Below are 26,139 nucleotides of genomic sequence, written 5' to 3'. Positions count from 1 at the left end.
GTAGAGAGACAAAGATGGTTCCCAACGCTTCCGACAATACAGACGCGACGCTCAAGCGTGGCTTGAAAAACCGGCACATCCAGCTGATTGCGCTAGGTGGCGCGATTGGCACCGGGCTGTTCCTGGGCATTGCCCAGACCATCAAGATGGCGGGGCCCTCGGTCCTGCTCGGCTACGCGGTGGCCGGCATCATCGCGTTCTTCATCATGCGCCAGCTCGGCGAAATGGTGGTCGACGAACCCGTGGCAGGCTCCTTCAGCCATTTCGCCAACAAATACTGCGGCAGCTTCGCGGGCTTCATGTCGGGCTGGAACTACTGGGTGCTGTATATCCTGGTCAGCATGGCGGAGCTCTCGGCGGTGGGCATCTATGTCCAGTACTGGTGGCCGCACGTGCCCACCTGGGTTTCCGCGCTGGCGTTCTTCCTCCTGATCAACGCCATCAACCTGACCAGCGTCAAGTCCTTCGGCGAAATGGAGTTCTGGTTCTCCATCGTCAAGGTGCTGGCCATCGTCGGCATGATCGTGTTCGGCGGCTACCTGCTGGCGTCCGGCACGGCCGGCCCGCAGGCCAGCGTGTCCAACCTGTGGCAGCACGGCGGCTTTTTCCCGAACGGGATCTCCGGCCTGGTCATGGCCATGGCGGTGATCATGTTCTCGTTCGGCGGGCTGGAGCTGGTGGGCATTACCGCGGCAGAAGCGGATGAGCCGGAAAAGACCATTCCCAAAGCCACCAACCAGGTGATCTATCGCATCCTGATCTTCTACGTTGGCGCTCTCGGCGTGTTGCTCTCGCTGTACCCGTGGGAGAAGGTCGTCACCGGCGGCAGCCCGTTCGTGCTGATCTTCCACGCGATGAACAGCGAGATCGTTGCCACGGTGCTGAACGCCGTGGTGCTGACCGCCGCGCTGTCGGTCTACAACAGCGGTGTGTATTGCAACAGCCGCATGCTGTACGGCCTGGCCAGGCAGGGCAATGCGCCCAAGGCGCTGCTGAAGGTCAACAAGCGTGGGATCCCGCTGGCCGCGCTGGGTGTTTCCGCGCTGGCCACCGCGGCTTGCGTGGTGATCAACTACTTCATGCCCGGCGAGGCCTTTGAGCTGCTGATGGGGCTGGTGGTTTCGGCACTGATCATCAACTGGGCGATGATCAGCATCATTCACCTCAAGTTCCGCCGCGACAAGCGTGCAGCCGGCCAGGAAACGCGTTTCAAGAGCCTGGGCTACCCGCTGACAAATTATGTGTGCCTGGCCTTCCTGGCGGGTATCCTCTACGTGATGTACCTCACGCCGGGCCTGCGCATCTCGGTGTACCTGATTCCGGCATGGCTGGCCGTACTGGGCCTGAGCTACCGCCTCAGGCAAAAGCAGAAGCGCGCCGAACCGGCCCTGCCCGAACGCGTATCGGCATAATGATGACCCTGGCGGCCACTGGCCGCCGGCTCCGACCCATCCCAGCACTCCAGCCAGAGTATCCAATGTTCGAACACATCGATGCCTATCCGGGCGACCCGATCCTCTCCCTCAACGAGAGCTTTCAACTCGATCCCAGGACCGATAAGGTCAACCTGAGCATCGGCATCTACTTCGATGACGAAGGCCGGCTGCCGGTGATGCAGGCCGTGGCGAAAGCCGAAGCCGAGCTGATGGCCGACATGGGCCCGCGGCCTTACCTGCCCATGGCCGGGTTTGCGGCCTACCGCGACGCCGTGCAGGCGCTGGTCTTCGGCGAGCCGTGCCAGGCGCGCGCCGAGGGGCGCATCGCGACGGTGCAGACGCTGGGCGGTTCCGGCGCGCTGCGCGTGGGCGCGGATTTCCTCAAGCGTTATTTCCCTGACGCCCAGGTCTGGATCAGCGATCCGAGCTGGGAGAACCATCGCGTGATCTTCGAGCGCACGGGCTTCACCGTCAACACGTACCCGTACTACGACGACGCCACCGGCGGCCTGAAGTTCGACGCCATGCTGGACGCGCTGCGCCTGATCCCCAAGCGCAGCATCGTGCTGCTGCACGCCTGCTGCCACAACCCCACCGGCGTGGACCTGAACCACGACCAATGGCGCCAGCTCATCACGCTGCTCAAGCAGCATGAGCTGCTGCCTTTCGTCGATATGGCCTACCAGGGCTTTGGCGCCGGCCTGGACGACGACGCCTTCGCGGTACGCGAGCTGGTGGCCCAGGGCGTGCCGTGCCTGGTGGCGAATTCGTTCTCGAAGAACTTCTCGCTGTACGGCGAGCGTTGCGGCGGGCTGAGCGTGGTTTGCGACAGCGCCGAAGAAGCCGGCCGGGTGCTCGGCCAGCTGACGGGCGCGGTGCGCGCCAACTACAGCAACCCGCCCACGCATGGCGCCCGGGTGGTGGCCCGGGTGTTGACCACGCCGGCGCTGCGTACGATCTGGGAGCGCGAGCTGGCGGGCAAGTGCGAGCGCATCGCCAAGATGCGCGCGGCCATCCACAAGGGCCTGGCCGCCCACGTGAGTGGCGAGGCGCTGTCGCGCTACCTCACGCAGCGTGGCATGTTCACCTACACCGGGCTGACGGCCGATCAGGTGGACCGCCTGCGCACGGAGCACGGCGTGTACCTGCTGCGTTCGGGACGCATGTGCGTGGCCGGGTTGAACGAGCGCAACGTGACCCAGGTGGCACAAGCGATTGCCAGCGTGCTGGTGCCCGCGGCCTGACGGGCGGCTGAACTACGTCCCGCGCGGCAGTTAGTCTTCCCGCCCGCGCGGGGCAGTGAACTCGCTGTTTGCTTCAAATCAGTTCAAACCAGCACGTGACGTGTTTCAACGAAGAAGCGTTGAATCTGGCGATCTATGTCCGGATCGACCATCTCCTCGGGCCGGTTCCCATTCGGGCAGGCCAGCCGCGGCGTCGTGCCGAACAAGCGGCAGATCAACGGGCGCTCGGCATAGACCTGGCAACCCTGGCTGCCAAGATGAGGGCAACTGAGGTCTGTCAGCGCGGCTTCGTGCTCGGCATCGCTTTTGACGGGAAGCCTCGACATCTCGTGCGTCGAGGTCATCACCGGCCCACAGCAGTCGTGGCAGCCCGGGGTGCACGCGAATGCGGGAATCCGTGAGCGGAAGAACCTGATTTTTTGACTGATCATTTGGCGTCCCTCTTCATTGGCCTGCCTGCGTACCTATGATTGGCCTGGTGGCCGCTTGCGTACGCCCAGGCACCGGGTGCGGAACATTCACGGCTCGCTGCGATAGCCATTCAGGCCGTGTCCTTCAGCCCGCGAGCTTTTGCCAGAATATGCGATCCGACGCGAGCCGTTTGCCTTGTTTCAGGCGACGCGCGGCCGATCGCAGATTCAGCGGGTGCGTGGTTTCCAGGGCGCGAGCCCGCGTCAGCAGCTCGTCCTGGGAGGGAAGCGCCCGCGCCCCCTTCCACGCGAACAGCGTGTAGTTGCAACTGTCCTCGGACAGGGCAATGGAAAATGACTCGCCGAACACCGAACGGATCTCTTCCAGGTAGAACGGAATATCAGCATCGCTGTCGAGGAAGTTGGCCACCAATACCCCGTCGTCGGCGAGCCGCGCATGGCACGCTGCGTAGAAGGCGGCGTTCCCCAGTTGTGTCGGCATGCCATGGGCGAGAAAGCCATCCACCAGGATGACCTCCGGCCGCGCGTCCTGACTCTTGACGTACTCGGCGCCATCCGCGCAGACCACTTCGAGCCGCTCGTCGTCGGGCGGAATGTGAAACGTATCGCGCAAGGCGATCACTGCCGGATCGATTTCAATGGCAACAACCTTTGCCTGCGGAAGATGCCGATAGCAATACTTGAGCAATGATCCCCCGCCCAGGCCAATCATCGAGATCCTGGTGGGTGCCGGCTGCAGCAGCAGAAATGCCATCATCGTCCGTGTGTAGCCGAGCACAAGCTTGTCGGGGTCATGCCGCGACATGATGCTTTGGGTCGCCAGCGCATCGAAATGCAGTGAAAGTGCAAGCGGGGTTTCCAGCACAGTCGGGGTGCCGTCGTCAGGGGCTTCGGAGAGGAACTTCAAGTAGGCTTCAAACGATGTACGGCTGGGATCCATCTGCGGGCTCGATCAGGCTTGTTATTCGATTTGTCACTCAGTCAACAGCGCGGCGATGACGTCTCAATTGTCGCGTCTACCACATCGCCCTCAAACGAAAAGCGGCCCCTAGGCAACTTGCAGGCGTCAGGCCATCGGATTTCCGCCTCAGGCCGGAAAAGCGTCGTCGGATTGGTCCTGAGGGGCATAAAAGATATTTAAAGATCGCATTGCGTGGTTCTGGCATGCCTTCAAAGCCTTCTGGCGAAGGCCGTTGCCAGGCCGCACTTGGTCGATCAGTTGTATATAATGATAATGCTATTATCATACAATACTACTCTGAAGCGTATGGAATCCAAGACTGCCCGTTTCACCGTGTTGATCGACCCCGTGAAGAAGAAAGCCTTTGAGGCACTGTGCGCGGCGCAGGATCAAACGCCATCACAGGTCGTGCGTCAGTTGATTCGCGACTATCTGGAGCAGCATGGGGTGGCCTATGCAACCCGCCCCCAGGTTGGCGCCACGGTTCTGGCCAAGAAGGACGGCGAGTGACCGATGTCCGCATCGCGGATTTCAATACTGCTGTCATCGAGTGACGAGACTGGAGCAGGCTCTTGCAGCGATCGGAAGATGTCCATGCTTGAGGCGGTGACTTATCGCGTCACGCCGCGCGCAAAGGCGCTCGTCGACGGTAGCTACCAACCAAAGGTCCTGGTGGCTATCTATCGAGGCGATACGCTGGTCAGGGATGTTGCGCTTTATGCGCGATGCGACTCTTGTCCGCTGCGCGTGACTGCTGCAAGGCTTGCCGAAGCACTGGCCTTGCGGATTCGGGCGGTGCTCAAGGATGTGCACGAAACGGATGACGTTGCCGCAGCTGCCATTCAGACGCTATTGCGACGCGTTGGGCTTAGGACAACCCCAGGCTCCGTTGCCGTACGTGGTGCTGGCGTCAGCTAGCCGGGGGCGGCAACACGCCGCCCGCACGCCATCTACTTTCTTGACTTTCATTTAACCTGTTGGTTAAATGAAGCCATGCCATCCTCCACCGACCCGCTGACCCCCATCTTTGCCGCACTGGCTGATCCCACTCGCCGCGCCATCCTTGCGCGCCTGGCCGAAGGGGAGGCACCGGTGAGCGAGTTGGCGCGGCCGTTCGACATGTCGGCTCCGGCCATCTCCAAGCACCTGCGCGTGCTGGCGGACGCCGGGCTGATCGAGCGGGAGGTCAGCGCCCGCTGGCGCATCTGCCATCTGCGTGCGGATGCGCTGCGCGACGCGCATGACTGGCTGAGCACCTACCGGCGCCATTGGGAGGGCAATCTCGATCGCCTCGTCGAGTTCGTCGAACGCACCCATGCGGCGGGCTCGACCGAAGGCACCAGCAACGCAGGCAAAGCCCGAGGGAAAAGATCATGACCCAAGCTGCTACCTTCCATCTGGAAATGGACCGCTTTATCCGCGCTCCGCGCGAGAAGGTGTTCGACGCATTCACCAGCCAGGCCGCACTGTCCGAGTGGCATTGCCCGCGCGGCATGCACGTGCTGGAGGCTAGCGCCGATGCGCGGGTCGGCGGCAAGTACCGCATCGTGATGGGCGGGCGCGATGGTGCCAGGTACACCGTGGGCGGCGAGTATCAGGCGATCGACCGGGCGGACTTCCTCGCCTATACCTGGGCCTGGGAAGCCGGCCCGATGCCGCCGGAGATCAAGACGCTGATCGAGGTCACGCTGACGGCCAAGGATGGCGGCACCCACCTGCACATGCGCCACAGCGGCTTTCCCGAGGCGGGCGAGCGCGATTCGCACACGGGCGGCTGGCAATCGGTGTTCAATCGCCTCAGCGATTTCCTGGATCCGGAGGGCAGCGCCGGCTCCATCACCGTGATCGGCGACCCGCGCAGCAGCTATTGCCGCACGGTGCGCATGGCGCTGGAGGAAAAGGGCGTGGCCTACAAGCTGCAGCCCGTGCCGCCGCACTCGCCGGAGGTGCTTGCGCATAGCCCGTTCGGCCGCATTCCGGTGTTGAGCGATGGCCCGCTTTCCTTCTATGAGACCCGCGCAATCCTGGCCTATATAGAGGAAGCCTTCGAGGGGCCGAGCCTGCTCCCGCGGCAATCTGGCGCCATTGGCCATGCGCGCTGCGAGCAGTGGATCAGCCTGATCAATTGCCATGCCTACGATGCCATGGTGCGCCGCTACGTACTGCAGTACATCTTTCCCAAGGGCGAAAACGGCCAGCCCGACCGCGCGGTGATCGAAGCCGCGCTGCCGGAGATGGCCACGCAGCTAGGCGCGTTCGACGAAGCCTACGGCAATCGCGATTACCTGGTCGGTACGGCGATGTCGATGGCGGACCTGTTTCTCGCGCCAATCCTGGCGTACGTCGGCATGTTTCCCGAGGGCGCCGCCTTGCTGGAGAAGTGCCCCAACGTGCGGCGCGCGCAGGCAGTGATGCGCGAGCGGCCAAGCTTTGCCGCGACGCAGCCGCAGATGGGCTGACGCCACCGCCTGGCTGCGTAGCCGCTTAGCGGCTACGCAGCGGGCAGGAGCACCGCCACCGCTTCCACCTCCACTTTCAGGCCAAAGTGCAGCGCGCCGGTCGGCACCACGGCGCGTGCCGGGCGCGCGCTGCCTGCCCACGACGCAAAGATGGCGTTGAATGCCGGCCAGTTTTCAATGGCGTCCACATAGACCCGCACCTGCGCCAGGCCGCCGATGCCACTGCCGGAGGCGATCAGCGCCGCTTCCACATTGGCCAGCACCTGGCGCGCCTGATCTTCGAAGGGCGCGCCGGCGAGCTTTTCGCCGGCGGGCGTGATGGGCAACTGCCCGGAACGAACACGAAGCCGTTGGCCACGGTTGCATGGCTGTAGTGCCCGCCCGGCGCGGATAGCCCGGCGGGGTTGACCGTCTTTACCGCGGCGCTCGCCTGATCACCATCCATGGAACCGGCTCCAGGTAGCGAGCGTGCCATCTTGCGCAAGCGCGTGATATTCGGGGAACTGCGCGCCAGTCGCGCAGGCGTGGTTGGGCAAGATGCGCAGCACCGTGCCGATGGGCAAGCGCGTCGCGATGTCCGGCTCGGGCGCGCCTTCCCGCGACACGATGCCATGTTCCTGATTGGCGCCACTGAGCACATAGCCCGGGAGCACGGTACCGTCGATGCCGCAGACCTGCCCGTAGCCGAAATCGCACTTCTGCTTTTGCGTGCCACGGTCGCGGCTCATGGCCATCCAGCCGGCATCGACGATGGCCCAGCCCTTGTCCGCCTGGTGCCCGATCACGGTGGTCAGCACGCTCAGCGCCACGTCTTGCGTTGCGCATACGCCGACGTTGCGCATCACCAGGTCGAAGAACACGTAGACGCCCGCGCGCACCTCGGTGACGCCTTCCAGGCTCGTTGCGGATAGCGCCGTGGGGGTCGATCCGACGCTGACCACCGCGCATGGCAGCCCGGCCGCGCGCAGCCGTTCGGCCGCCATGACGCAGCCGGCCCGCTCCTGCTCCGCCATCGCCGCCAGGGCTTCGGGCGTATCCAGGTCGTAGCTGGAGCCGGCGTGCGTCATCACGCCGCCCAGGCGGGCCCCGCCTTCATGCAGCACGCGGGCCACGTCGATCAGCGCGGCTTCGTCCGGGCGGATGCCCGAGCGGTGGCCATCGGTGTCGATCTCGATCCAGACCTCGAACGACTCGCCATGCGCGGCACCGAATGCGACGATGGCCGCGGCGGACGTCACGCTATCGGTGACGATCTTCAGGTCGCAGCCCCGGCGGCGAAGCGCCAGGGCCTGGGGCAGTTTGGTCGAGACCATGCCGACGCCGTAGAGAATGTCCGTCATGCCATCGGCAAAGAAATGCGCGGCTTCCTTCAGGGTGGAAACGGTGATGCCGCGCGCCCCGGCATCGATCTGGGCTTGCACGACCGCCGAGCATTTGCTGGTCTTGGCATGCGGGCGGAACCGCACGCCAAGCGCGTCCATGCGCGACTGCATGCGCTGGATGTTGTGTTGCATGCGGGGGAGGTCGATCACCGCTGCCGGTGTTTCCAGGCTCGCCAGTGTGTGGGTGGCAGTGTTCATCGCGTTCTTGAGAGTGATCAGTCAGTCCAGCAATTGGACTTTGGCCTGCGGCTGGGTTGGGGTTGCCGCATGAAAGGACCGCAACCAGGGCAGCGCGGGCTCCAGCGTGGCGAACTCCGCATCGGGCACTGGCGCGCCGGCGGGCAGCGCCAGGCCGACCCGGTTGTGCCAGTAGGTGCGCAGCCCCACGGCCGAGGTGCCGAACATGTCGTAGCCCGAGCCCGCGACAAAGGCGGCATCCGTTGCCTGCACGCCCAGCTGCTTCAGCGCGAGCTGGTAGGGGCGCGGATCCGGCTTGTAGAAGCCCGCTTGCTCGGAGGTGACCACGACATCCCAGTCGATCTCCAGCAAGTCCGCGGCGCGCCGCCCCAGCCGTTCGGAGCAGTTCGTGACCACCGCCAGGCGGCAATGCGGCCGCAGGGCACGCAACAGTTCGCGGGCACCGTCCCACGCGGGGAGCTTGTCCCAGCCTGCGTCGAGCGCCTCCGGCGCGCTGGCGGGCAGGCCCACGTGGCTGGCCGCCTCGCGCACCAGTTGCTCGTAGGGAACGTAGGCGCCGCAGCCGTAGGTGCGCTTCAGGTACTCCGCGCGCCAGGCCCGGCCTTGCGCCTGCGAGCCGGCGGCGGCGTTCCATACGGTCCAGGAATCCAGCAGCGCGGTGAGCAGGTCGAACAGCACGGCGCGGGGCCAGGCAGGGGCGGGCGATTGGTCGAGGATTTCCATACGTTCCTTTTTGTGTGGGCGCAATAGCGCAATAGCGCAATAGCCGAGCTGCGGCGCTGCGTAACATCAGGCCCTCAGTGTAGGAAGGAGTACGTGGTCCGTGGTTAAATGCCGGAACATCAATCGTTAAGCTGAAGTGAATGATCCAGATCGAAGACCTGCGGCTGGTCGAGGCGCTGGCGCAGGCCCCGTCCCTGAGCGCAGCCGCCCGCGCGCTCAATGTGACGCCGCCAGCGCTGTCCATGCGCCTGCGCAAGCTGGAGGCCACGCTGGGCCTGGCGCTCGCCACCCGCACCGCCCGTCGCCTGAGCCTCACGCCCGAGGGCGAGCGCTTTGCGCAGGAAGGCGCTGCGCTGCTGGCGCAGCTTGAGGCGCTGCCCGAGTCGTTCCGCCGGGAGGACAGCCGCCTGACGGGCACGCTGCGCGTCGCCGCCCCCTTCGGCTATGGCCGGCACCATGTGGCGCCGGTGCTCGCGCGCTTTGCGCAGTGCCATCCCGGCTTGCGCCTGCAGCTGGATCTGCGCGAGGTGCCCTGGCCGGACAAGCATGACTCGGACGCGGTAGTGCATATCGGCGCCGTGCGGGACTCATCCTGGATTGCCCGCACGCTCGCCCCCAATGAACGCTGGCTGTGCGCCAGCCCGGCCTACCTGCGCGCCCACGGCACGCCGCAAGAGCCGCGCGACTTGCTGGGGCACGCGTGCATCTGCATTCGCGAGAACGACGAGGACGTGACGCTGTGGCGTTTTCGCCGGGCGGGTTCCGGCACTGCGCGGCGGCCATCGGCCCGCGAAACGCTGCGCGTTGTCCCGGCCTTTACGACCAACGATGGCAGCGTGGCGCGCCAGTGGGCGGAACAGGGGCTTGGCCTGGTGCTGCGCTCAGAGTGGGATACGGCGGATGCGGTGGCGCGCGGCACGCTGGTCCGGGTGTTGGCCGGCTGGGAGTTCGACAGCGCGCCGGTGACCCTGCTGGTGCCCACGCGGCGGGGCCGCACGGCGCGGGTACAGGCATTGATGCAGTTTTTCGAGGCGGCCCTGGGCAAGCCAGGGCCGCCCCCACCGCGCTAAAAGCCCTCGCCGGTGACGTGCTGCCCGTCCCCCCTCAGGGCGCCGCTTGTGGCGTCACAATGCTGAAATACCCGTCAAACGTATCCAGCATGCCGAACAGCGACGCCACCGCTTGCGGGTTGCCGTCAATGCGGATGCTGCCATCGCGGATCGCGTCCGGCAGCGTCAGTTGCTTCAGGCTGATGCGGTCGAGCGTGGCCTTGTCCAGCGTGATGGTTGCCGTGGCCTGCGCGGATTGCGCGTTGGCGAGGTAGGTCAGGGCGCTGTTGCGCAGCGTCATGGCGTAGCGCTCTTGCAGGTCGGTGAAGTTCCAGTTCAGCGTCATGGCCTTGCCGGCGGCCTTGTCCGCATTCAGGCGCACCGCCAGGTAGTCGAAGAAGTGCGGCACGGTCAGCGCGCGTACCAGGTCGGGCGATGTCGTGCCGCTGGGCGCGCCCCGCTTGATGCCGTTGCGCAGTTCCTGTGCGCCGGTCAGGTAGGCATTGCGCCAGGTCGCGTTTTCGGTCTGGTAGCCAAGCTGCTCCAGCGCGTCGGCCTGTAGCGCGCGGGCCGCGGTGTTGGCCGGCTCGGCAAAGACCAGCTCGTTGCCGATCTGCGCCACCCAGCGGTATTCGCCGCGGGCGTAGGCTTCGCGCGCCTTGGCCAGGACCGCGTCCGCGCCGCCCATCCATTCGATCGTCTTCTTCGCGCCCTGCACCGCCGGCAACGGGTTCAGGTGGGCCGGGTTGCCATCGTAGAACCCGAGGTAGCGCTGGTACACGGCGCGCACGTTGTGGCTGATCGAGCCGTAGTAGTCGCGCGCATACCATTTGCTGGCCAGCGGCTCAGGCAGCTTGCGCAGCGTGTCGGCAATGTCCGTGGGCGTGAGGCCTTGGTTCATCAGGCGCAGCGTCTGGTCGTTCAGGTAGGCGTACATGTCGCGCTGGTCCGACAGGAACTCGTTGATGCGCGCCTTGCCCCAGGTGGGCCAGTGGTGCTGGGCGATCAGGATGTCGCTGCGCTCGCCGTAGCGGGCCAGCGCCTGGCCGATATAGAACGACCAGGCCTTGGCATCGCGCACCTGCGCGCCGCGGATGGTCAGGATGTTGTGCTGGGTGCGGGCAGCGTTCTCCGCGATGCACAGCGTGCGCAACTGCGGGAAGTAGAGGTTCATCTCGGCCGGCGCCTCGGTGCCGGGCGTGAGCTGGAACTCGATGTCGATGCCGTCGATGCGGCGGGTGTCGATGGTCTTGGCGATGAGATCGGTGGGCGCCAGCAGCGTGACCGTGCCGCGCGAGGTGGCCTTGCCCAGGCCCGCGTCGACTTGGCCCGTCGCGCTGCGGGGCAGGGTGGTGCCGTACATGTATTGCGCGCGCCGGCTCATGGCGTTGCCCGCCAGCACGTTCTCGCTGATGGCCTCTTCCATGAAGCCCGCCGGCGCGATCACCGCCACCTTGCCGGCCTTCACGTCGGCTTCGTCGACGATGCCCTTGGCGCCGCCGAAATGGTCGACGTGGCTGTGCGTGTAGATCACGGCGACCACCGGCTTGCGCGGCCGGTGCGCATAGTACAGCGCCAGCGCCGCGCGCGCGGTCTCGGCAGTGATCAGCGGGTCCATCACGATGATGCCGGTGTCGCCTTCGATGATGTTCATGTTCGACAGGTCGGCCCCGCGCACCTGATAGAGGCGGTCGGTGACCTTGAACAGGCCGGCTTCATTGTTCAACTGCGCGAGCCGCCACAGGCTCGGGTTCACCGTGGCCGGCGCGGCATCGGCGCGCTCGAAGGCGTAGGCGTTGAAGTCCCATGCCACGCGGCCGTCCGCGCCGCGGATGGTGCCTTCGGGGAAGCGGGCCACCAGGCCACGGTGCGCATCCTCGAAATCCTGCCGGTCGCCAAAGGGCAGTGCCTGCAGCCATGCCGCATTGGCTTGCGCGGTGACGGGCGAGGCAGGCGCGCTGGCCGTCTGGGCGGTGGCGGACTGGAAGGCAACGAGCGCCAGGATGGCGGGGAGGGTACGGCGAAGGGGCATGGCAAGGCTCGGCGAAACGAAGAGGACGTCTATTGGAGTCCACCGCCACCTATAATTCAATTGCAAGTTTTTTATCTCAGCGATGCAAGGAGCGCATGTCTTGAACCTGAAACGGCTGGAGCACCTGATCGCGGTGGCGGAAGAGGGCTCGCTGGCGGGGGCCGCGCGCCGTGTGCACCTGAGCCAGCCCGCGCTGACCCGCAGCATCCAGGCACTGGAGGCCGAGGCTGGCATGCCGCTGTTCGATCGCGGCCCGCGCGGCGTGGCGCTGACCGCAGCCGGGCGCATGGTGGCGGAGCGGGCACGGCGGATCTTGTTCGAGACGCGTTGCTTGGCGCGAGACCTCACGCTGGTGCAGCAGCATGAGATCGGCAGCGTGCAGATGGGGATGGGGCCGTTTCCCGCCGCCATCCTGCTGCCCGGGGTACTGTGCGCCCTCAACCGGGACTGGCCGAAGCTGCGGGTGAAGGCCGAGGTCAACAGCGCCCCGGCGCTGCTCGCCGCCCTGCACGCGGAGACGCTGGATTTTCTGGTTGCCGAGCGCCGTACCATGCCGGCGGCGGCAGAGCTGGAAGTCCGGCGCCTGCGGCCCGAGCCATCGGGCTGGTTCGCGCGCCCGGGCCATCCCCTTGCGGGCGGGCGTGTCACGCCGGCGCAATTGCGCGAGGCTACGCTGGTGTCCGTGCCGTTGCCGGATCAAGGCCACGACCAGTTGCGCAGGCTGCTCGGCTGCCGGCCGGGCGAGAGCCTGCCGTTTCAGGTGCAGAGCAATGATTTTCATGCGCTCAGGCATCTGGCGTGCCAATCCGATGTGGTGCTGCTGGCGCCCGCGCGGGCGCTCAGGGCGGAGCTGGAGAGCGGCGCGCTGGTAGCGCTGGCGCTGGCAAGCATGGTCCCCATGGCCATGGACTTTGTCGTCGTGCACCTGGCGCAGCGCACGCTGTCGCCGGCGGCGGAAAGGGCGGTGGCAGCCGTGCTGGCTGCCGCTTGATTGGCGCGCTAGCGCCAATCAAAAGCCAACTAAATGTAACTTTGTTTGCACGGATGTACCTTTCTCTTAACATATCGGGCGGGCGCGAGGCGCAGCCAGGCGGGAAACCCGCATAGCCGCCCGCCGAACCCACGGCGATTCCCGTTGCCCGGTGGGTTTGTCGACGATGTGAAGCCAAAGGAAAAGCAAGGTATGAGGCGTTTCGAATTCCGCAGCGACAGCTCCAGCAAATTCTGGGAAGTGGAACAGGACGACGCGCAGCTCAACCTGCGCTGGGGCAAGATCGGCACCCATGGCCAAAGCCAGAGCAAGCCGTTTGCCGATGCCGCCAAGGCGGCTGCGGCAATGACCAAGCTGATTGCCGAAAAAACCGGCAAAGGCTATGTGGAGGCGCAGGTAGCGGCCGGCGCCAGCATCGGGGCCACGGCGCCGCCGGCGCCCGCCGCCGCCGCGATTCCCCAGGATACCGCCCCGGCCTCTGCGCCCCGGGCGCAAGCACCGGAACCCGTTGCGCCGCCTGCTGCCGTCATCGTGCCTGCCGCGCGTGGCGATTCGCCGCCCTGGCTGGAGGGGGGCGCCGCCGTGCTGATGCCGGAATCGCTCAAGGACCTGGCCCAGCCCAGCCGGCGCCATCCCGGCACCGCGCCCGCCGAGCCGCTGGACCCGATGCGGGCCTGGCTGCGCGTGCGCGAATCCCTGCTCAAGCACTTGCAGCCGGAAATCGACGCCAGTGCCGCCCATTGGCAGGCCGCTTATGCCGAGGCATGGCAGCGCGTGGAAAGCCGCCGCATGGAGGGCTCGCCCGCGTCCGACGCGGTGCTGATGACGATCCTCGTCAAGCTGTCCTCGCAGCACTACCGCGACGACGTGGAACTGGGCGCCAATGGCATGGCCTTCATGGCGGGCCGGCTCGGCCTGGAAGGCGCGGTGGATGCGTTGCTGACCGCGCAGACCATGGGCACGGAGCTCGGCTGGGTGCGCGATACGCGCAAGCGCCGCCTGAGCCTGAACGACAACGTCGACAGTGCGCACGGCACCGGCTACGCGGGCATCCACAGCGATGCCGAGTGGGCGCTGCGCGCCCTGCTGGCGCGCGCCGAGCCCGCGCAGTGGCAAGCCTGCGCGGACAAGATCCGCGCGGCCCTGCCGCTGCTGTCGCCGTCGCGCCAGCCGGTCATGGCCATGCTGCTGCCCGACCTGCCCGAGCTCAGCAACGAGACCGCGCAGCGCCTGCAAGGGCCGCAGGCGCCGGCGTCGCTGCACTGGCTGCAGATGACCGTGACCGATCCCGCGGCGCTTGCGCTCGCGCAGCGGCAGAAGGTGGAGGGCTGGGGCAGCAATTTCTGGGGCGTGGAGACCATGGTGGCCACCGTGCTGCGCGAGCGCGGCGCCGATGCGTTACCCATCCTGGCGCCAGGCGCGGCCATCGAAGAGGCTGGCGAAGGCCTGGCGGCCATCGGCCTGCCCGACGCCGTTGCCGCGCTGGCGCGGGTGGCGACCAACGGCAAGCCCGCCATGGCGCGCTTCCAGCAGGCTACCGCCCGCTGGCCGTTGGCGGCGCTTGGGGCCTTGCCCGGCCTGGCGCTTGCCGGTGGCAAGGATGCCAGCCTGTACACGGCCAGCCTGGCCGCGCTGCTGCAGGCGCATGCCACCGAGGCCGAGCGCGTGCTGCCATGGCTGAGCCCGGCCGAGGGCGACCTGGTGAGGCAATTGCAGGCCAGGCTGGCGCAGCCTGCCGAGGCAGCCGCCGTTGAGGACCTGCCCACGGTGCTGGCCGATCCGCCCTGGCTTGGCAAGAAGCGCGTTGCCGCCGTCGGCCCGCTGACGCTGGCGCCGCTGGATCTTCTCGCGGTCGAGCGCTGGGCCGAGGGCAAGCGCGAGGAATGGGCGTCGATGAGCGACTGGCAGGTGCGCCGCTACGACCAGGCCAAGGCCCGCGATGTGCAACTGCTGGCGAGCGACCTGGGGTTCGGCAACGCACGCGGCAAACAATCCGGCCTGCTCGAACACGCCATGCTGGCGATTCGCCAGCGCGATGTGCAGGCGCTGTTCGCCGCCTGGCAGGCCTTGCGCAAGCTCACCAGCTGGTGCTCGCTCGATGCCATGATGGCGGCTTTGCTGCCCGAGGAACTGGCACTGCCGCTGTTCAATATGGTGGCCGCGCAGAGCACAACCCACAACGACACTTATATGGCAGCCAGGTTCGGCCTGCGGGTACTGCCCGGCGTGCTGGGCACGGTGCGCCGCGCGCCCACCGAGGGGCTGCCGCTGGCGATGCCGTTTGGCGCGGTCGAGCTGGCGGCGCCTGCGGCACGCGCGCTGGTCAGGCTCAAGTCGCTGCGCGAAGTGGGCCGGGCCTGGCTGCTGCGCCATCCGGAGCATGCCGTCGCCGGCCTGATCCCGGCCGCGGTGGGCCGCATTGGCGAGGCGCGCGACAACGCCGCCACGGCGCTGCGCATGCTGGCCGGCGAGGGGCACGAGGCGCTCGTGATGGAAGTGGCGCAGCGTTTCGCCCAGCGCGACGCGGACCTCGCCATCGTGGCCGCCGTGCGCGGGGTGCTGGATGAAGATCCGCTGCAGCGCTTCCCGGCCAAGCTGCCCAAGCTGCCCGAGTTCTACCAGCCCGGCAGCTTCCGCCGCCCCGTGCTCGCCACCGGCAAGGGGGCCGGCAAGCCGCTGCCGGATTCAGCCTTGCAGCACCTGGGCACCATGCTGGCGTTTCCCGCGGTGCAAGGGCGCTATCCCGGCCTGGACATGGTCAAGGCGGCCTGCACGCCGGAGTCGCTGGCGGACTTTGCCTGGGACAATTTCGCGGCGTGGCTGCTGGTCAATGCGCCTGCCAAGGAGAGCTGGGCGCTGAGCGCGCTGGGCGTGCTCGGCAACGACGATACCGCGCGCCGGCTCACCCCGTATATCCGCGCCTGGCCCGGCGAGGCCGCGCATGCGCGCGCCGTGGCCGGGCTGGATGTGCTCGCCCTGATCGGCAGTGACGTGGCGCTGATGCACCTCAACGGCATTGCGCAGAAGGTCAAGTTCAAGGGCTTGCAGGATCGTGCCCGCGAGAAGATCGACGAAGTGGCCGAGGCGCGCGGGCTCTCGCTCGAAGAGCTCGAAGACCGCCTCGCGCCCGACCTTGGGCTGGACGCGCATGGCACGTTGCTGCTGGATTTCGGGCCGCGCCAGTTCCGTGTGGGCTTCGACGAAGCCCTCAAGCCCTTCGTGCGCGACACCGATGGCGCACGCCTGGCCGACCTGCCCAAGCCCAAGAAAACCGACGACGCCGCGTTGTCCAAGGAAGCCGTGGAGCGCTTCAAGGCGCTCAAGAAAGACGCCCGCACCATCGCCAGCCAGCAGGTGCTGCGCCTGGAGCTGGCCATGTGTGCGCGCCGGCGCTGGAGCGCCGCGGTGTTCGAGCCCTTCCTGGCGCAGCATCCGCTGGTGCGCCACCTGGTGCAGCGGCTGGCGTGGGGCGTGTACCGCGTGGCGCACGGCAGCGACAGCGGCGGCGAACTCCTGGCGTGCTTTCGCGTGGCCGAGGACGGCAGCTACACCACGGCCGACGACGATGCCTACATGCCGCCGCAAGGCGAGGATATCCGCGTGGGCATTCCCCACGCGCTGGAATTGCCGGCCGCAGATGCCGCCGCCTTCGGCCAGCTGTTCGCCGACTACGAACTACTGCAGCCCTTTGCGCAGATTGGCCGCGACACCTACGCGCTGACCGAGGCCGAGCGGCAGGCCATCGACCTGGATCGCTGGAAGGGCGTGGTCATCCCCACCGGCAAGCTGTTCGGCCTGGCCAACCGCGGCTGGCGGCGCGGCGCGGCGCAGGACGGTGGTGGCATCTGGTACTACACCAAGCAGGTCGAGGGTGGACGGGCCATCGAACTGACGTTCGATCCCGGCATGATCGTGGGCATGCCCGATGAATATCCGGAGCAGACCTTGCAAAGCCTGCAGTTCGGCGTGGACGCGCACGGCTGGGGCATCGCCCGTAACGGCGGCAAGAAGTTCGCCGGGCTCGACCCGATCGCCGCCAGCGAACTGATCCGCGACATGGAGAGCCTGCGCGCATGAACGCCTGCGTCCATGCATCCCCTATCCCGCGGCTCCTTATTCCGCGGCCCCCTATCCCGCCGCTCCTGATGGCGCCGCTGAACGCACCAATGGAAAACCACCATGGTTGACAAGACAAGCCCCACGCTCCAGCGCCCGCCCGCCGAGCTGCTCTACGCGGACGAACTGGCGCGGCTGGCCGCCACCGACGATGCGCCGCGCCCACCAGGCTGGGCGCTGTCGCTGACCGCCGCGCGCCGCTTTATCCTGGGCGATGCCGGCAGCGATATCGCCGCCAAGCTGGTGGCCCCGGCGGCCATGATCGAGCGGGCGCTGGTCACGCTGGCCACCGGGCGCGGGCTCATGCTGGTGGGCGAGCCCGGCACCGCCAAGTCGCTGCTCTCGGAGTTGCTGGCGGCGGCCGTCAGCGGCACCTCCACGCTGACCATCCAGGGCGGAGCCTCGGTCACCGAGGACCAGATCAAGTACGGCTGGAACTACGCGCTGCTGATCAACGAGGGCCCGAGCCAGCGCGCGCTGGTGCCCGCGCCGCTGTATCTCGGCATGCAGCAGGGCCGCATCGTGCGCTTCGAGGAAATCACCCGCACGCCGCTGGAGGTGCAGGACTGCCTGCTGGCCATGCTGTCGGACCGCGTGATGGCGGTGCCGGAGCTCGAAGGCGCCGCCGGCATGCTGTACGCGCGAGAAGGCTTCAACATCATCGCCACCGCCAACACGCGCGACCGCGGCGTCAACGAGATGAGCGCGGCGCTCAAGCGCCGCTTTGATTTCGAGACGGTGTTCCCGATCCTGGATTTCCAGCGCGAGCTGGAACTGGTGGAGCAGGCCTCGGCACGCTTGCTGGCGCGCAGCGGCATTCCCCGGCGCGTGCCGGAGCCGGTGCTGGAGTTGCTGGTCACCACCTTCCGCGACTTGCGCGGGCAGGGCACGCAGCCGCGCCGCAACGCGGATGAGGGCGGCGCCGAGCGCATGAGCGCAGTCATGTCCACCGCCGAGGCCGTGAACGTGGCGCACGCGGTGGGCGTGCGCGCCTGGTTCCTGGAGCAACGCGATGGCAGCCCGGCTGACCTGGTCGACTGCATCGGCGGCACCGTGGTCAAGGACAACGCCGACGACCGCGCCAAGCTGCGCCGCTACTTCGAACAAAAGGTCTCGCGCCGCGCCGGATCGCACTGGCAGGCCTATTTCGCCGCGCGCGACCGCCTGCCTTGATGCGCCACGCAGCCCCAGGCCGATGACAGCGCCGACCCCCATGCCCTATACCGAGCCGCACACCGAGCCGCATGTGATCGGCGTGCGCCACCACAGCCCCGCCTGCGCGCGCCTGGTGGCCGAGCGCATCGACACACTGCGCCCGTGCTTCGTCTTGATCGAAGGGCCGGCGGATTTCAACGCGCGGCTGGCGGAGCTGCACCTGCCGCACCGCTTGCCGGTGGCGATTTTCAGCTACTTGTCGGGCCCTGGCGCGCAGCGCGGCTCGTGGACGCCGTTTTGCGAATACTCGCCGGAATGGGTGGCGCTGCAGGGCGCCGGGCGCATCGGCGCGCAGGCCCGCTTTATCGACCTGCCGGCCTGGCACGATGCACTGTCCGGGCGCACCAACCGCTACGCCGACGCTGACGACGAACATCACGCCGAGCGCGCCGCCGGCTACGAGGCGGCGCTGTGCACCGCGCTGGGCATCGACGGCCGCGACGCGTTGTGGGAGCACTTGTTCGAGAGCGAGATGCCGCTGCCGGCGCTGGCCGCAGCGCTGGATACGCACTTTGGCCAGTTGCGTGGCGACGATCCCGGCTCCCCTGCCAATGCCGAGCGCGAGGCCATGATGTCGCGCTGGATTGCATGGGCCATGCGCCAGGCGCAGGGCGCGCCGGTGCTGGTCGTTTGCGGCGGCTATCACGCGCCCGCACTGCGCGCGCTATGGCGCGGGCATGCCGAGGCGGCTGGCAGCGAGCCCCCCGCCGTGCCGCAGCCAGAGGTAGCCGCCGACGTTGAAGACGGCGCAACGCCCGTGCGCAGCGGCAGCTACCTCGTGCCCTACACCAGCAAGCGGCTCGACGCCTTCGCTGGCTATGCCTCTGGCATGCCGTCGCCGATGTACCAGTCGTGGATGTGGCAGCACGGCAGCGCCGAAGCCGGCAAGCTGGCCCTCGCCCGCACCATGTGCCGCCTGCGCGAGAAGAAGCTTCCCGCCTCCACCGCCGATCTCAAGGCCTTGCACGCGCACGCCCACGGCCTGGCGATGCTGCGCGGCCATGCCCAGCCCTTGCGCTGCGACTGGCTCGACGCCAGCGCCGCCACCCTGATCAAGGACGCTCTCGACGCGCCACTGCCGTGGACCTATCGCGGCCCGCTGCTGCGCGGCACCGATCCCGTGCTGGTCGAACTGATGGATGTGCTGGCAGGCGACCAGGTTGGCGGGCTGGCGGCCGGCACGCCGCAGCCGCCGCTGGTCGATGCCGTCGACGCCGAACTGGCCGCGCACGGTATCGTGCTGCAGCCGGGCCGTGCGCTGCAGCTCAAGCTGGACTTGCTGCAAACCGCCGACCGCGAGCGCAGCCGCAGCCTGCACCGGCTACGCATCCTGGCGTTGCCCGGGATCCAGCGCGAGCGGGGCCCGTCGCTGGCGCTGTCCGGCGAGCGCGAGGAGCACTGGCGGCTGCTTGGCTCGCTGGAGCAACGTGCCGCGCTGATCGAGGCCGGCGCCTATGGCGCCACGCTGCACGACGCCGCGCGCGCCCGGCTGGAGGAAACGCTGCGCAACGCCGCGGGCAAGCTGGCGGCGCTGGCAGCGCTGCTCAACGATGCCGCGTTCGCCGGGCTGCCGGACGCTGGCGCCGCCTCGCTTGCTGAACTGGGCCGGGCGGTGGGCGCGGCCTCCCGCTTCGAGGCGCTGGGCGAGGCGCTGGGGCTGCTCCATGCCTTGCTGCGCCATGGCCAGGTACTCGGCATGGCCGGCGCGCCGGTGTTGCATACGGTGGTGGCGGCCGCGGTCGAGCGCGCCCTGTGGCTGCTCGACCTGCCGGGCCAGGTGGCCAGCGCCGAGCAGCAGGCACACCTGCAGACCTTCCGTGCGGTGCGCGATGTGGTGCGCGATGTGCGCAATGGCGCGTTCGGCGATGGCCAGCCGCTGCCCGCGCTCGATCCGCAGCGTGCCCTGGCTGTGTGGCGCCGCAAGGCGCGCGACCCGCAGGCGGCGGCTGCCAGCCGTGGCGCGGCGCTGGGGGCGCTGGCGAGCCTGGACGAACCAGCTGCGCCGCAAGACGGCGACGGCGGCGGCGGCGGCGACAGCATCGCGGGCGCACTGCGCCTGCTGGCGGGCTTGCCGCCGGCCAGCATCGGCGATGCGCTGGCCGGCCTGCTGGCACTGGCGCGCGATGTCTTGACCGATGCCGTCGGGTTTGCCAGCGGGCTCGACGGCCTGTTGCAGCAGCTCGATGACGAGGCCTTCGTGCAGGCGCTGCCCGCCATGCGCATGGCTTTTGCCTGGCTGCCGCCGGCGGAGCGCGGCGCGCTGGCGCGCCAGGTGCTGGCTCTGCGTGGCGGCGAAGCCTATGGCGAGCGCTCGCTCACCGCGCCGCTGGGCGCGCATGATCCCGTGGATATTGCTGCCGCGCGCTTGCTGGAGGCCGCCGTGACGGCGCGCCTGCGTTACTGGGGCGTGCCCGTCGGCGCAGCCCCCGATCCCAACCCGAAGCCCACCGCGCCATGAGCCTGCACCTGCCTGATCCCTTGCAACGCTGGCGCCTGCTGTTGGGCGAAGCCGCGCAGCCCGCGCTGGGCGAGCTCGATGCCGATGCCGCTGCGGCCGACGCCGCCCTCGACTGGCTCTATGGCCGCGACCCCGAGCGCGCGCGGCGCGGCGAGCGCACCGGCAGCGGCGGCGCCTCGCAACTGACCACGCCGGACTGGATCAACGAGATTCACCGCCTCTTCCCGCGCGAAGTGATCGAGCGGCTGGAGCAGGACGCCGTGGAGCGCTACGGCATCGACGAAGTGGTCACCAACCTTGAAGTGCTGGAGCGTATCGAGCCGTCCGAAGCGCTGCTGCGCGCGGTGCTCCACACCAAGCACCTGATGAACCCAGAGGTGCTGGCCGCCGCGCGCAAGCTGGTGGCCGAGGTGGTCCGGCGCATCATGGAAAAGCTCGCCACCGAAGTGCGCCAGGCCTTCGCCGGCACGCGCGACCGGCGAAGACGCTCGCGCGCGCGCATCGCCCGCAATTTCGATTTTCGGCGTACCTTGCGCGAGAACCTGCATCGCTGGGACCCGCAGCGCGGCAAGCTGTTCGTGGAGGCGCCGGCATTTTTCAGCCGCGTGCGCAGCCACGCGCAATCGTGGGACATCATCCTGCTGGTTGACCAAAGTGGCTCGATGGTGGACTCGGTGATCCATGCCGCGGTGATGGCCGCCTGCCTGTGGCAATTGCCGGGCATGCGCACGAGGCTGGTGGCGTTCGATACCGCGGTGGTGGACCTCACCGCCGACGTGGCCGATCCGGTTGAGTTGCTGATGCGTGTGCAACTTGGCGGTGGCACCGATATCGCGCGGGCCGTGGCCTATGCCCAGGCGCAGATCGCCACGCCGACACGCAGCATCGTGGTGCTGGTCAGCGATTTCTACGAGGGCGGCAGCGACTATGAACTGGTCCGCCGCGTCAAGACGCTGGTCGGCGCCGGCGTGACCGTGCTCGGCCTGGCCGCGCTGGATGCGCGCGCCGAGCCGGTCTTTAACCGCGAACTGGCAGCCCGCCTGGTGCGCGAAGGCGCCCACGTGGCCGCAATGACGCCTGGCGAGCTGGCCGCCTGGCTGGCCGAGAAAGTCTCCGGCAAGGCCGGCGGGCAAGTGCCCGGAGGGCTGGTCGCATGAGGGCAGACCGCGCCGATCTCCTGGAGCTGACGCCCGAAGCGCTGGTGGCGCTGGCCAATGCCGGCTTCGTCAAGCGTGCGCAGAAGGAAATGGCCGAGGGCAAGGCGCCCGAGCTTGCACAAGATGCCGATGGCACCTTGCATGCCGCGTACGCCGACGGCACCCGCACCAGCCTTGCCGCAGGCCGCGCGCTGCGCGATGCGGTCTGTAGCTGCATTGCCTCGGGCCTCTGCCGTCACCGCATCCTGCTGGTACTGGCCTACCAGCAGGCCTGCCGGGAAGTGGCCAGCGTGGAAGAGGGCAGTGCCCATACGCTCGTCACCACGCCCGTCACCGCGCCCGAAGGGCTGGCCGGCGGCCCATGGTCCCCGGCGGATTTCGACGACGGCGCGTTGCAAGCCGCGTTGCGCCCGGCCACGCTGCGCCAGGCCGCCGAGCTGGCACGCGCGCGGCCGGTGGCGCGGCTGGCCGGCTGGCGCGTGGAAGCGCCGGTGCCCACCGCACACCTGCCGATGTGCACGGTGCGGTTTTTCTCGCGCCACAGCCTTGGCCACGCGCGTTGCGATTGCCAGGAGAGCAGTAGTTGCGCCCACGTGGCGCTGGCGGTCTGGGCCTTTCGCGCTGCGGCCGATCGCCTTCGCGGCCAGGTCGATGCCACCGTGGAGATCGCGCCGCCGCAGCCGGAAGCCGCCGATGCCGATACGCGCCAGGCCGATGCCGAAACACTGCGTGCCCTTGCCGCTGCGGCCGATGCACTGGCGCGGCAATTGTGGGCGGAAGGCACGGCCCAGGCGCCGCTGGCGCTCGCCCCGCGCCTGGGTCTGATGCGCAGCCTGGCCGCCGATTTCGGCGCGGCGTGGGTCAGCGCCGACGTCGACGCGCTGGCGGCGCAGCTCGACGACCAGCACAACCGCAGTGCCCGCTATGACCCGCGCCGCCTGCTGGACGCGCTGGCGTGCCTGCAAGGCCGGCTGGCCGCCGCGCTATCGGCCGATGGCGCCAGCACCGCCAGCACCGCCGGACCGGCTGGCGGGCAGCCCGGGGCGCTGCTGCCGGCGCGCCAGATCCTCGGCCTTGGCGTCAAGGGCGAAGTCGCGCTCGACCACCTCAAGCTGGTTTCGCTGGGCGCCGTCATGTGGGACGACGGCGACCATCCCGATGCCGCCTGCGGAGTCTCCATCGCCTTCGCGGATCCGGACACCATGGGCGTTGTCGCGCTCGAGCGCAGCTGGCCCAGGTCTGAGGGCGCCGCGCCGCCGGTGCCGCTGGTGCAGCGGCGCGTGGCGGGCAATCCGATGGGCCGCCTGGCCGCCAGCCAGGTGGTCACGCGCGCGGCGCGCCGCCGCGCCAACGGCTTGCTGGAGATCGGCAGCGCCGCGCGCCAGACCAATGTGCTGCCGCTCTCCGCCCAAGCCTGGAACGACCTGCGGCCACCGCTGGCCTTTGCCACGGTGGCGGCATTGCGCCAGCATCTCACGCAAGCCGCGCCCGCCTGCCTGCTGCCGCGCCAGGCCATCGGGCACCTGCACGTGCTGGACGTGATGGCCGTGGAGCAGTGGGGCTGGGACGCCGCCGCGCAGACCTTGCTCGCCAGCCTGCTCGACACCGATGGCCAGCGCTGCCTGCTGCGCTGCCGCCACGGCAGCGGCGCGCCCGGCGCCGTCGACGCGCTGGCGAGCGTGCTGCGCACTGCCGAGGCCGGAGGCGACGCCATCCAGCGCGTGGCGGGCACGGTGCGCGTGATTGGCGGCGCCCTGGAGATGGAGCCGCTGGCCCTGATGACCCAGACCCGCGCCGTGGTGCTGGCGACCGAGCCCGCCAGCCCCGGCGCCATGCCGGCCTGCGTCGCGGCGGCAACGGTGCCGCATGCCGCCCTGGCCGGCGCCGCGCTGGCGCTGCTGGCGCAGTGGCTGCGCCAGGGCTTGCGCAACCAGCGTCCAGCCGCGCTTGAGCGAGCTCGCGAACTAGCCGCGGCGTTGTCGCGCGCCGGGCTGGCGGAGACGGCGCTGCGCATCGAGGCCGCGCTGGCGGGCTTTGGCGGCGGCCCGGATGAGAACACCGCCTCGCGCTGGTGGGAACTGGTCCTGTGGCTGGCGCAGATCGAGAGCGCGGCGCTGCGCCCGCCGGTGGCCGCGCCCGCATAGCGCGGCTGGCAGCCCGTGCCAGCCCGGCCTGCACGCAAGCAACTTTTGTCGCGCGTGACCGGAACGCACCGGCCCTTTGGCGGTCTATGACTTACATCCGCGTTACAATGCTGTGGTGCACCATCGGCGCCGGGTGGCTGATTTATCACCATCCGCGCTGGTTTGGCCCTTGTCGTTCTACCCCGATTCATGCGATCCCTGCTGCTCCTGATCACCGTTCTGTGCTTGTCTGCGCTGTCCCTCGGGGCAGCGGCGAACACGCACGCCGGTATGCCGGGGCCTGCATTTGATTCCGCATTTGATCCCGCATTTGATCCCGCATTTGATCCTGTTCGCGCCGAACTTCTGATTGCCGAACCGGCGTTCTCCCGCACCCTCAATGAGCTGGACGGCAGTGCCGGCCTGGAGCGCGTCGTGGCGCCGGGCGACGACGGCCTGGCGGGCGAAGCGATGGCGGCTGCGGTGGTGGAGGACGATCCTCCCGGCTACTGCGAGATCTGGTCCGCCGACCTGCTCGACCCCCTCGACATGCTCGACGAGATCGAAGAATCCAGCGCGCTCTTCGCGCTGCCCACCGTGCGTGTGTCGTTGCCCCCCAACGAGATCGCGCAACAGCTGCCCGCACGTCCGGATCCTTTGCCCGCGGCGTTTTTCAAGCCCCCTATCTCCCTGATCTGACAGCCCTGGCAACCCCGGCGCGCTCCTTGCGCGCCCGGGCTGCGTTCCTATTGCCTGGGCGCCTTGGCCCGATCGCGTCGGCGATCGCTGGCTGACCGTTGGCGCACGCTTTTTGCGTGCGCCGGCGGCGGGCGCGCAGCCGTTTCGCCTGCCCCCATTTGTCATGCAGATCAAACAGATCACTATGTTTTCCATGGTGGCGTTGCTGTCGCTCGGAGCCTTGCCGGCTCTCGCGGCACAAACGTTCACCTTGCCGCAACTGCTGTCCCTTTCGCAGTCCACCAACAAAGGCGTGGAGGCGGCGCAGGCCGGCGTCGATGCCGCCAGCGCCGCTGTGACCAGCGCGCGTGCCTATCCCAATCCGCAGGTCGAGGTGATGTACGGCCGTCTGTCGCCGCGCACTGCCGGTGTGACCGGTGGCGCCGCGCCGACCATGGCTATCACCCAGAAGCTGGACTATCCGCAGCAGCGCAAGCTGCGCGCCGAGATCGCAGGGCGCAGCCTGGAGGCCACCGAAGCCGGCCGCCAGGCGTTCCGCGCGGACCTGGCGGCGCGGGTCAAGACGTCGTACTTCGATGTGCTGCGGCGCGAGATGGAGCTGGCCGCGGCCAAGGAAGACCTGGCCATGATGCGGCAGATCCAGGACCGCGCGCGGCTGCGGGTGGAGGTGGGCGAAGCGCCGCGCTATGAGCTGATCAAGGCCGAGACCGAGCTGCTGAGCGCGCAGAAGACGCTGCAGAGCGCCCAGTTGCGCGTCAACCAGGCCAAGGCGGCGCTGCGCCAGCAAGTGGGCGGCGCCATGCCGGCGGCCTATTCGCTGTCCGGCAGCCTGAGCCAGCCCTCCGCGCTGCCGGCCCTGCCGATGCTGCGCGACACCTTGACCGGCGCCAACGCCGAGCTGACCCAGCGCCGCCTGGAAGCGGACCGCGCCAGCCTGGCCGTGGACTACCAGCGCTCGCTGCGCCTGCCCGAGCTGGCGGTGCGCGCCAGCGCAGAGCGCCAGCCGGACAACACGGTCTCGCAGGTTGGCCTGGTCCTCACCATCCCGCTGTGGGACCGCCGCAGCGGCCCGGTGGGCGAGGCGAGCGCCCAGGCGATCCAGGCCCGCACCGCGCTGGAGGCCCGCGAGTTCGAGCTCACGCAGGAGCTGGAATCGGCTTACCGCCAGTACGAGATCACGCAGTCGCAGGTCAGCGCGCTGGAGGGCGGCATCGTGCGCCAGGCCGAGTCCGCTCTGGCGGTGGCCGAGTCGGCGTATCGCTTCGGCGAGCGCGGCATCCTGGACTACCTCGATGCGCAGCGCGTGCTGCGCGGCGCGCGCAGCGACCTGATTGCCGCGCAGTTCGAGCTGCAGGCCGCCACCATCCAGATCGAGAAGCTGCTGTCGAGCGTGCCCGGGCAGACCGCGGCACCCACGGCCCCGTCCGTACCCACGGCTCCCCCGGCATCTACGGAAACCAAATAA

20 protein-coding genes and 1 pseudogene are annotated in these 26,139 nt (G+C 68.5%); 15 read left to right on the top strand and 6 right to left on the bottom strand.

What is annotated here, in order from left to right:
• Positions 1–14 precede the first annotated feature (14 nt).
• Both AC1RQK_RS31925 and AC1RQK_RS31920 read left to right on the top strand, forming a co-directional pair.
• The gene (locus AC1RQK_RS31925; protein WP_492813383.1) at positions 15–1,412 is read left to right on the top strand and encodes an amino acid permease; all 1,398 of its coding nucleotides are present in this window, start codon (positions 15–17) and stop codon (positions 1,410–1,412) included.
• 65 nt (positions 1,413–1,477) lie between these two features.
• On the top strand, positions 1,478–2,680 hold the full coding sequence (locus AC1RQK_RS31920; RefSeq protein ID WP_492375915.1) for an amino acid aminotransferase: 1,203 nt from the start codon (positions 1,478–1,480) through the stop codon (positions 2,678–2,680).
• 83 nt (positions 2,681–2,763) lie between these two features.
• Here the strand turns inward: AC1RQK_RS31920 and AC1RQK_RS31915 are convergent, their stop codons facing one another.
• Entirely contained in the window at positions 2,764–3,111 is a 348-nt protein-coding gene (locus AC1RQK_RS31915; RefSeq protein WP_492375916.1) for a YkgJ family cysteine cluster protein, read from the bottom strand.
• Positions 3,112–3,235: 124 nt separating this feature from the next.
• Positions 3,236–4,051, bottom strand: a complete 816-nt coding sequence (locus AC1RQK_RS31910) for a fused MFS/spermidine synthase (RefSeq protein WP_492375917.1) — start codon at positions 4,049–4,051, stop codon at positions 3,236–3,238.
• Positions 4,052–4,378: 327 nt separating this feature from the next.
• Between AC1RQK_RS31910 and AC1RQK_RS31905 the strand changes: the two genes are divergently transcribed.
• The 4 genes from AC1RQK_RS31905 (at position 4,379) to AC1RQK_RS31890 (ending at position 6,531) form a co-directional block, all read left to right on the top strand.
• On the top strand, positions 4,379–4,582 hold the full coding sequence (locus tag AC1RQK_RS31905; protein ID WP_492375918.1) for a CopG family transcriptional regulator: 204 nt from the start codon (positions 4,379–4,381) through the stop codon (positions 4,580–4,582).
• A 78-nt stretch (positions 4,583–4,660) separates the two neighbouring features.
• A complete protein-coding gene (locus AC1RQK_RS31900; RefSeq protein WP_492375919.1) occupies positions 4,661–4,990 on the top strand; it encodes a hypothetical protein in 330 nt (109 codons plus the stop codon).
• A gap of 75 nt (positions 4,991–5,065) precedes the next feature.
• The gene (locus AC1RQK_RS31895; protein WP_492375920.1) at positions 5,066–5,449 is read left to right on the top strand and encodes an ArsR/SmtB family transcription factor; all 384 of its coding nucleotides are present in this window, start codon (positions 5,066–5,068) and stop codon (positions 5,447–5,449) included.
• Positions 5,446–6,531 carry an SRPBCC domain-containing protein gene (locus tag AC1RQK_RS31890; protein WP_492813379.1) on the top strand — a complete coding sequence of 362 codons (1,086 nt, stop codon included), beginning with the start codon at positions 5,446–5,448 and terminating at the stop codon, positions 6,529–6,531. The genes AC1RQK_RS31895 and AC1RQK_RS31890 overlap by 4 nt, the downstream gene beginning before the upstream one ends.
• Positions 6,532–6,563: 32 nt before the next feature.
• On the opposite strand, the pseudogene AC1RQK_RS31885 reads toward AC1RQK_RS31890, so the two are convergent.
• The 3 genes and pseudogenes from AC1RQK_RS31885 to AC1RQK_RS31875 form a co-directional block, all read right to left on the bottom strand.
• Positions 6,564–6,976, bottom strand: a pseudogene (locus AC1RQK_RS31885) (RidA family protein).
• Complete coding sequence (locus AC1RQK_RS31880) at positions 6,966–8,111, bottom strand: DSD1 family PLP-dependent enzyme (protein ID WP_492375923.1); 1,146 nt, start codon at positions 8,109–8,111, stop codon at positions 6,966–6,968. The pseudogene AC1RQK_RS31885 and the gene AC1RQK_RS31880 overlap by 11 nt, the downstream one beginning before the upstream one ends.
• 21 nt (positions 8,112–8,132) lie before the next feature.
• On the bottom strand, positions 8,133–8,834 hold the full coding sequence (locus AC1RQK_RS31875; RefSeq protein WP_492375924.1) for an HAD family hydrolase: 702 nt from the start codon (positions 8,832–8,834) through the stop codon (positions 8,133–8,135).
• 140 nt (positions 8,835–8,974) lie between these two features.
• Here AC1RQK_RS31875 and AC1RQK_RS31870 point away from each other — a divergent pair, with 140 nt between their 5' ends.
• Positions 8,975–9,904, top strand: coding sequence for a LysR family transcriptional regulator (locus AC1RQK_RS31870; protein WP_253928788.1), 930 nt, complete (start codon positions 8,975–8,977; stop codon positions 9,902–9,904).
• A gap of 34 nt (positions 9,905–9,938) precedes the next feature.
• Here the strand turns inward: AC1RQK_RS31870 and AC1RQK_RS31865 are convergent, their stop codons facing one another.
• Positions 9,939–11,915, bottom strand: coding sequence for an alkyl/aryl-sulfatase (locus tag AC1RQK_RS31865; RefSeq protein ID WP_492813376.1), 1,977 nt, complete (start codon positions 11,913–11,915; stop codon positions 9,939–9,941).
• A 100-nt stretch (positions 11,916–12,015) separates the two neighbouring features.
• On the opposite strand from AC1RQK_RS31865, the gene AC1RQK_RS31860 reads away from it, so the two are divergent.
• The 8 genes from AC1RQK_RS31860 (at position 12,016) to AC1RQK_RS31825 (ending at position 26,139) form a co-directional block, all read left to right on the top strand.
• A complete protein-coding gene (locus AC1RQK_RS31860) occupies positions 12,016–12,906 on the top strand; it encodes a LysR family transcriptional regulator (RefSeq protein ID WP_492375926.1) in 891 nt (296 codons plus the stop codon).
• 192 nt (positions 12,907–13,098) lie between these two features.
• On the top strand, positions 13,099–16,983 hold the full coding sequence (locus tag AC1RQK_RS31855) for a DUF4132 domain-containing protein (RefSeq protein WP_492813373.1): 3,885 nt from the start codon (positions 13,099–13,101) through the stop codon (positions 16,981–16,983).
• Positions 16,984–17,085: 102 nt separating this feature from the next.
• The gene (locus AC1RQK_RS31850) at positions 17,086–18,195 is read left to right on the top strand and encodes an ATP-binding protein (RefSeq protein WP_183035408.1); all 1,110 of its coding nucleotides are present in this window, start codon (positions 17,086–17,088) and stop codon (positions 18,193–18,195) included.
• A 22-nt stretch (positions 18,196–18,217) separates the two neighbouring features.
• On the top strand, positions 18,218–20,695 hold the full coding sequence (locus tag AC1RQK_RS31845) for a DUF5682 family protein (protein WP_492813371.1): 2,478 nt from the start codon (positions 18,218–18,220) through the stop codon (positions 20,693–20,695).
• Positions 20,692–21,852, top strand: coding sequence for a VWA domain-containing protein (locus tag AC1RQK_RS31840; RefSeq protein ID WP_492813369.1), 1,161 nt, complete (start codon positions 20,692–20,694; stop codon positions 21,850–21,852). The genes AC1RQK_RS31845 and AC1RQK_RS31840 overlap by 4 nt, the downstream gene beginning before the upstream one ends.
• On the top strand, positions 21,849–23,996 hold the full coding sequence (locus AC1RQK_RS31835; RefSeq protein WP_492813367.1) for a YehQ family protein: 2,148 nt from the start codon (positions 21,849–21,851) through the stop codon (positions 23,994–23,996). Before AC1RQK_RS31840 ends, AC1RQK_RS31835 begins: the two co-directional genes overlap by 4 nt.
• A gap of 189 nt (positions 23,997–24,185) precedes the next feature.
• On the top strand, positions 24,186–24,674 hold the full coding sequence (locus AC1RQK_RS31830) for a cobalt-zinc-cadmium resistance protein (protein ID WP_492813365.1): 489 nt from the start codon (positions 24,186–24,188) through the stop codon (positions 24,672–24,674).
• A 193-nt stretch (positions 24,675–24,867) separates the two neighbouring features.
• A complete protein-coding gene (locus AC1RQK_RS31825; RefSeq protein ID WP_492813424.1) occupies positions 24,868–26,139 on the top strand; it encodes a TolC family protein in 1,272 nt (423 codons plus the stop codon).

The sequence above is a fragment of the Cupriavidus sp. GW822-FHT02D05 genome, from assembly GCF_058802485.1.
The sequence above is the reverse complement of the archived record's forward strand: the minus strand, read 5'-3'. Positions and strand labels throughout refer to the sequence as shown.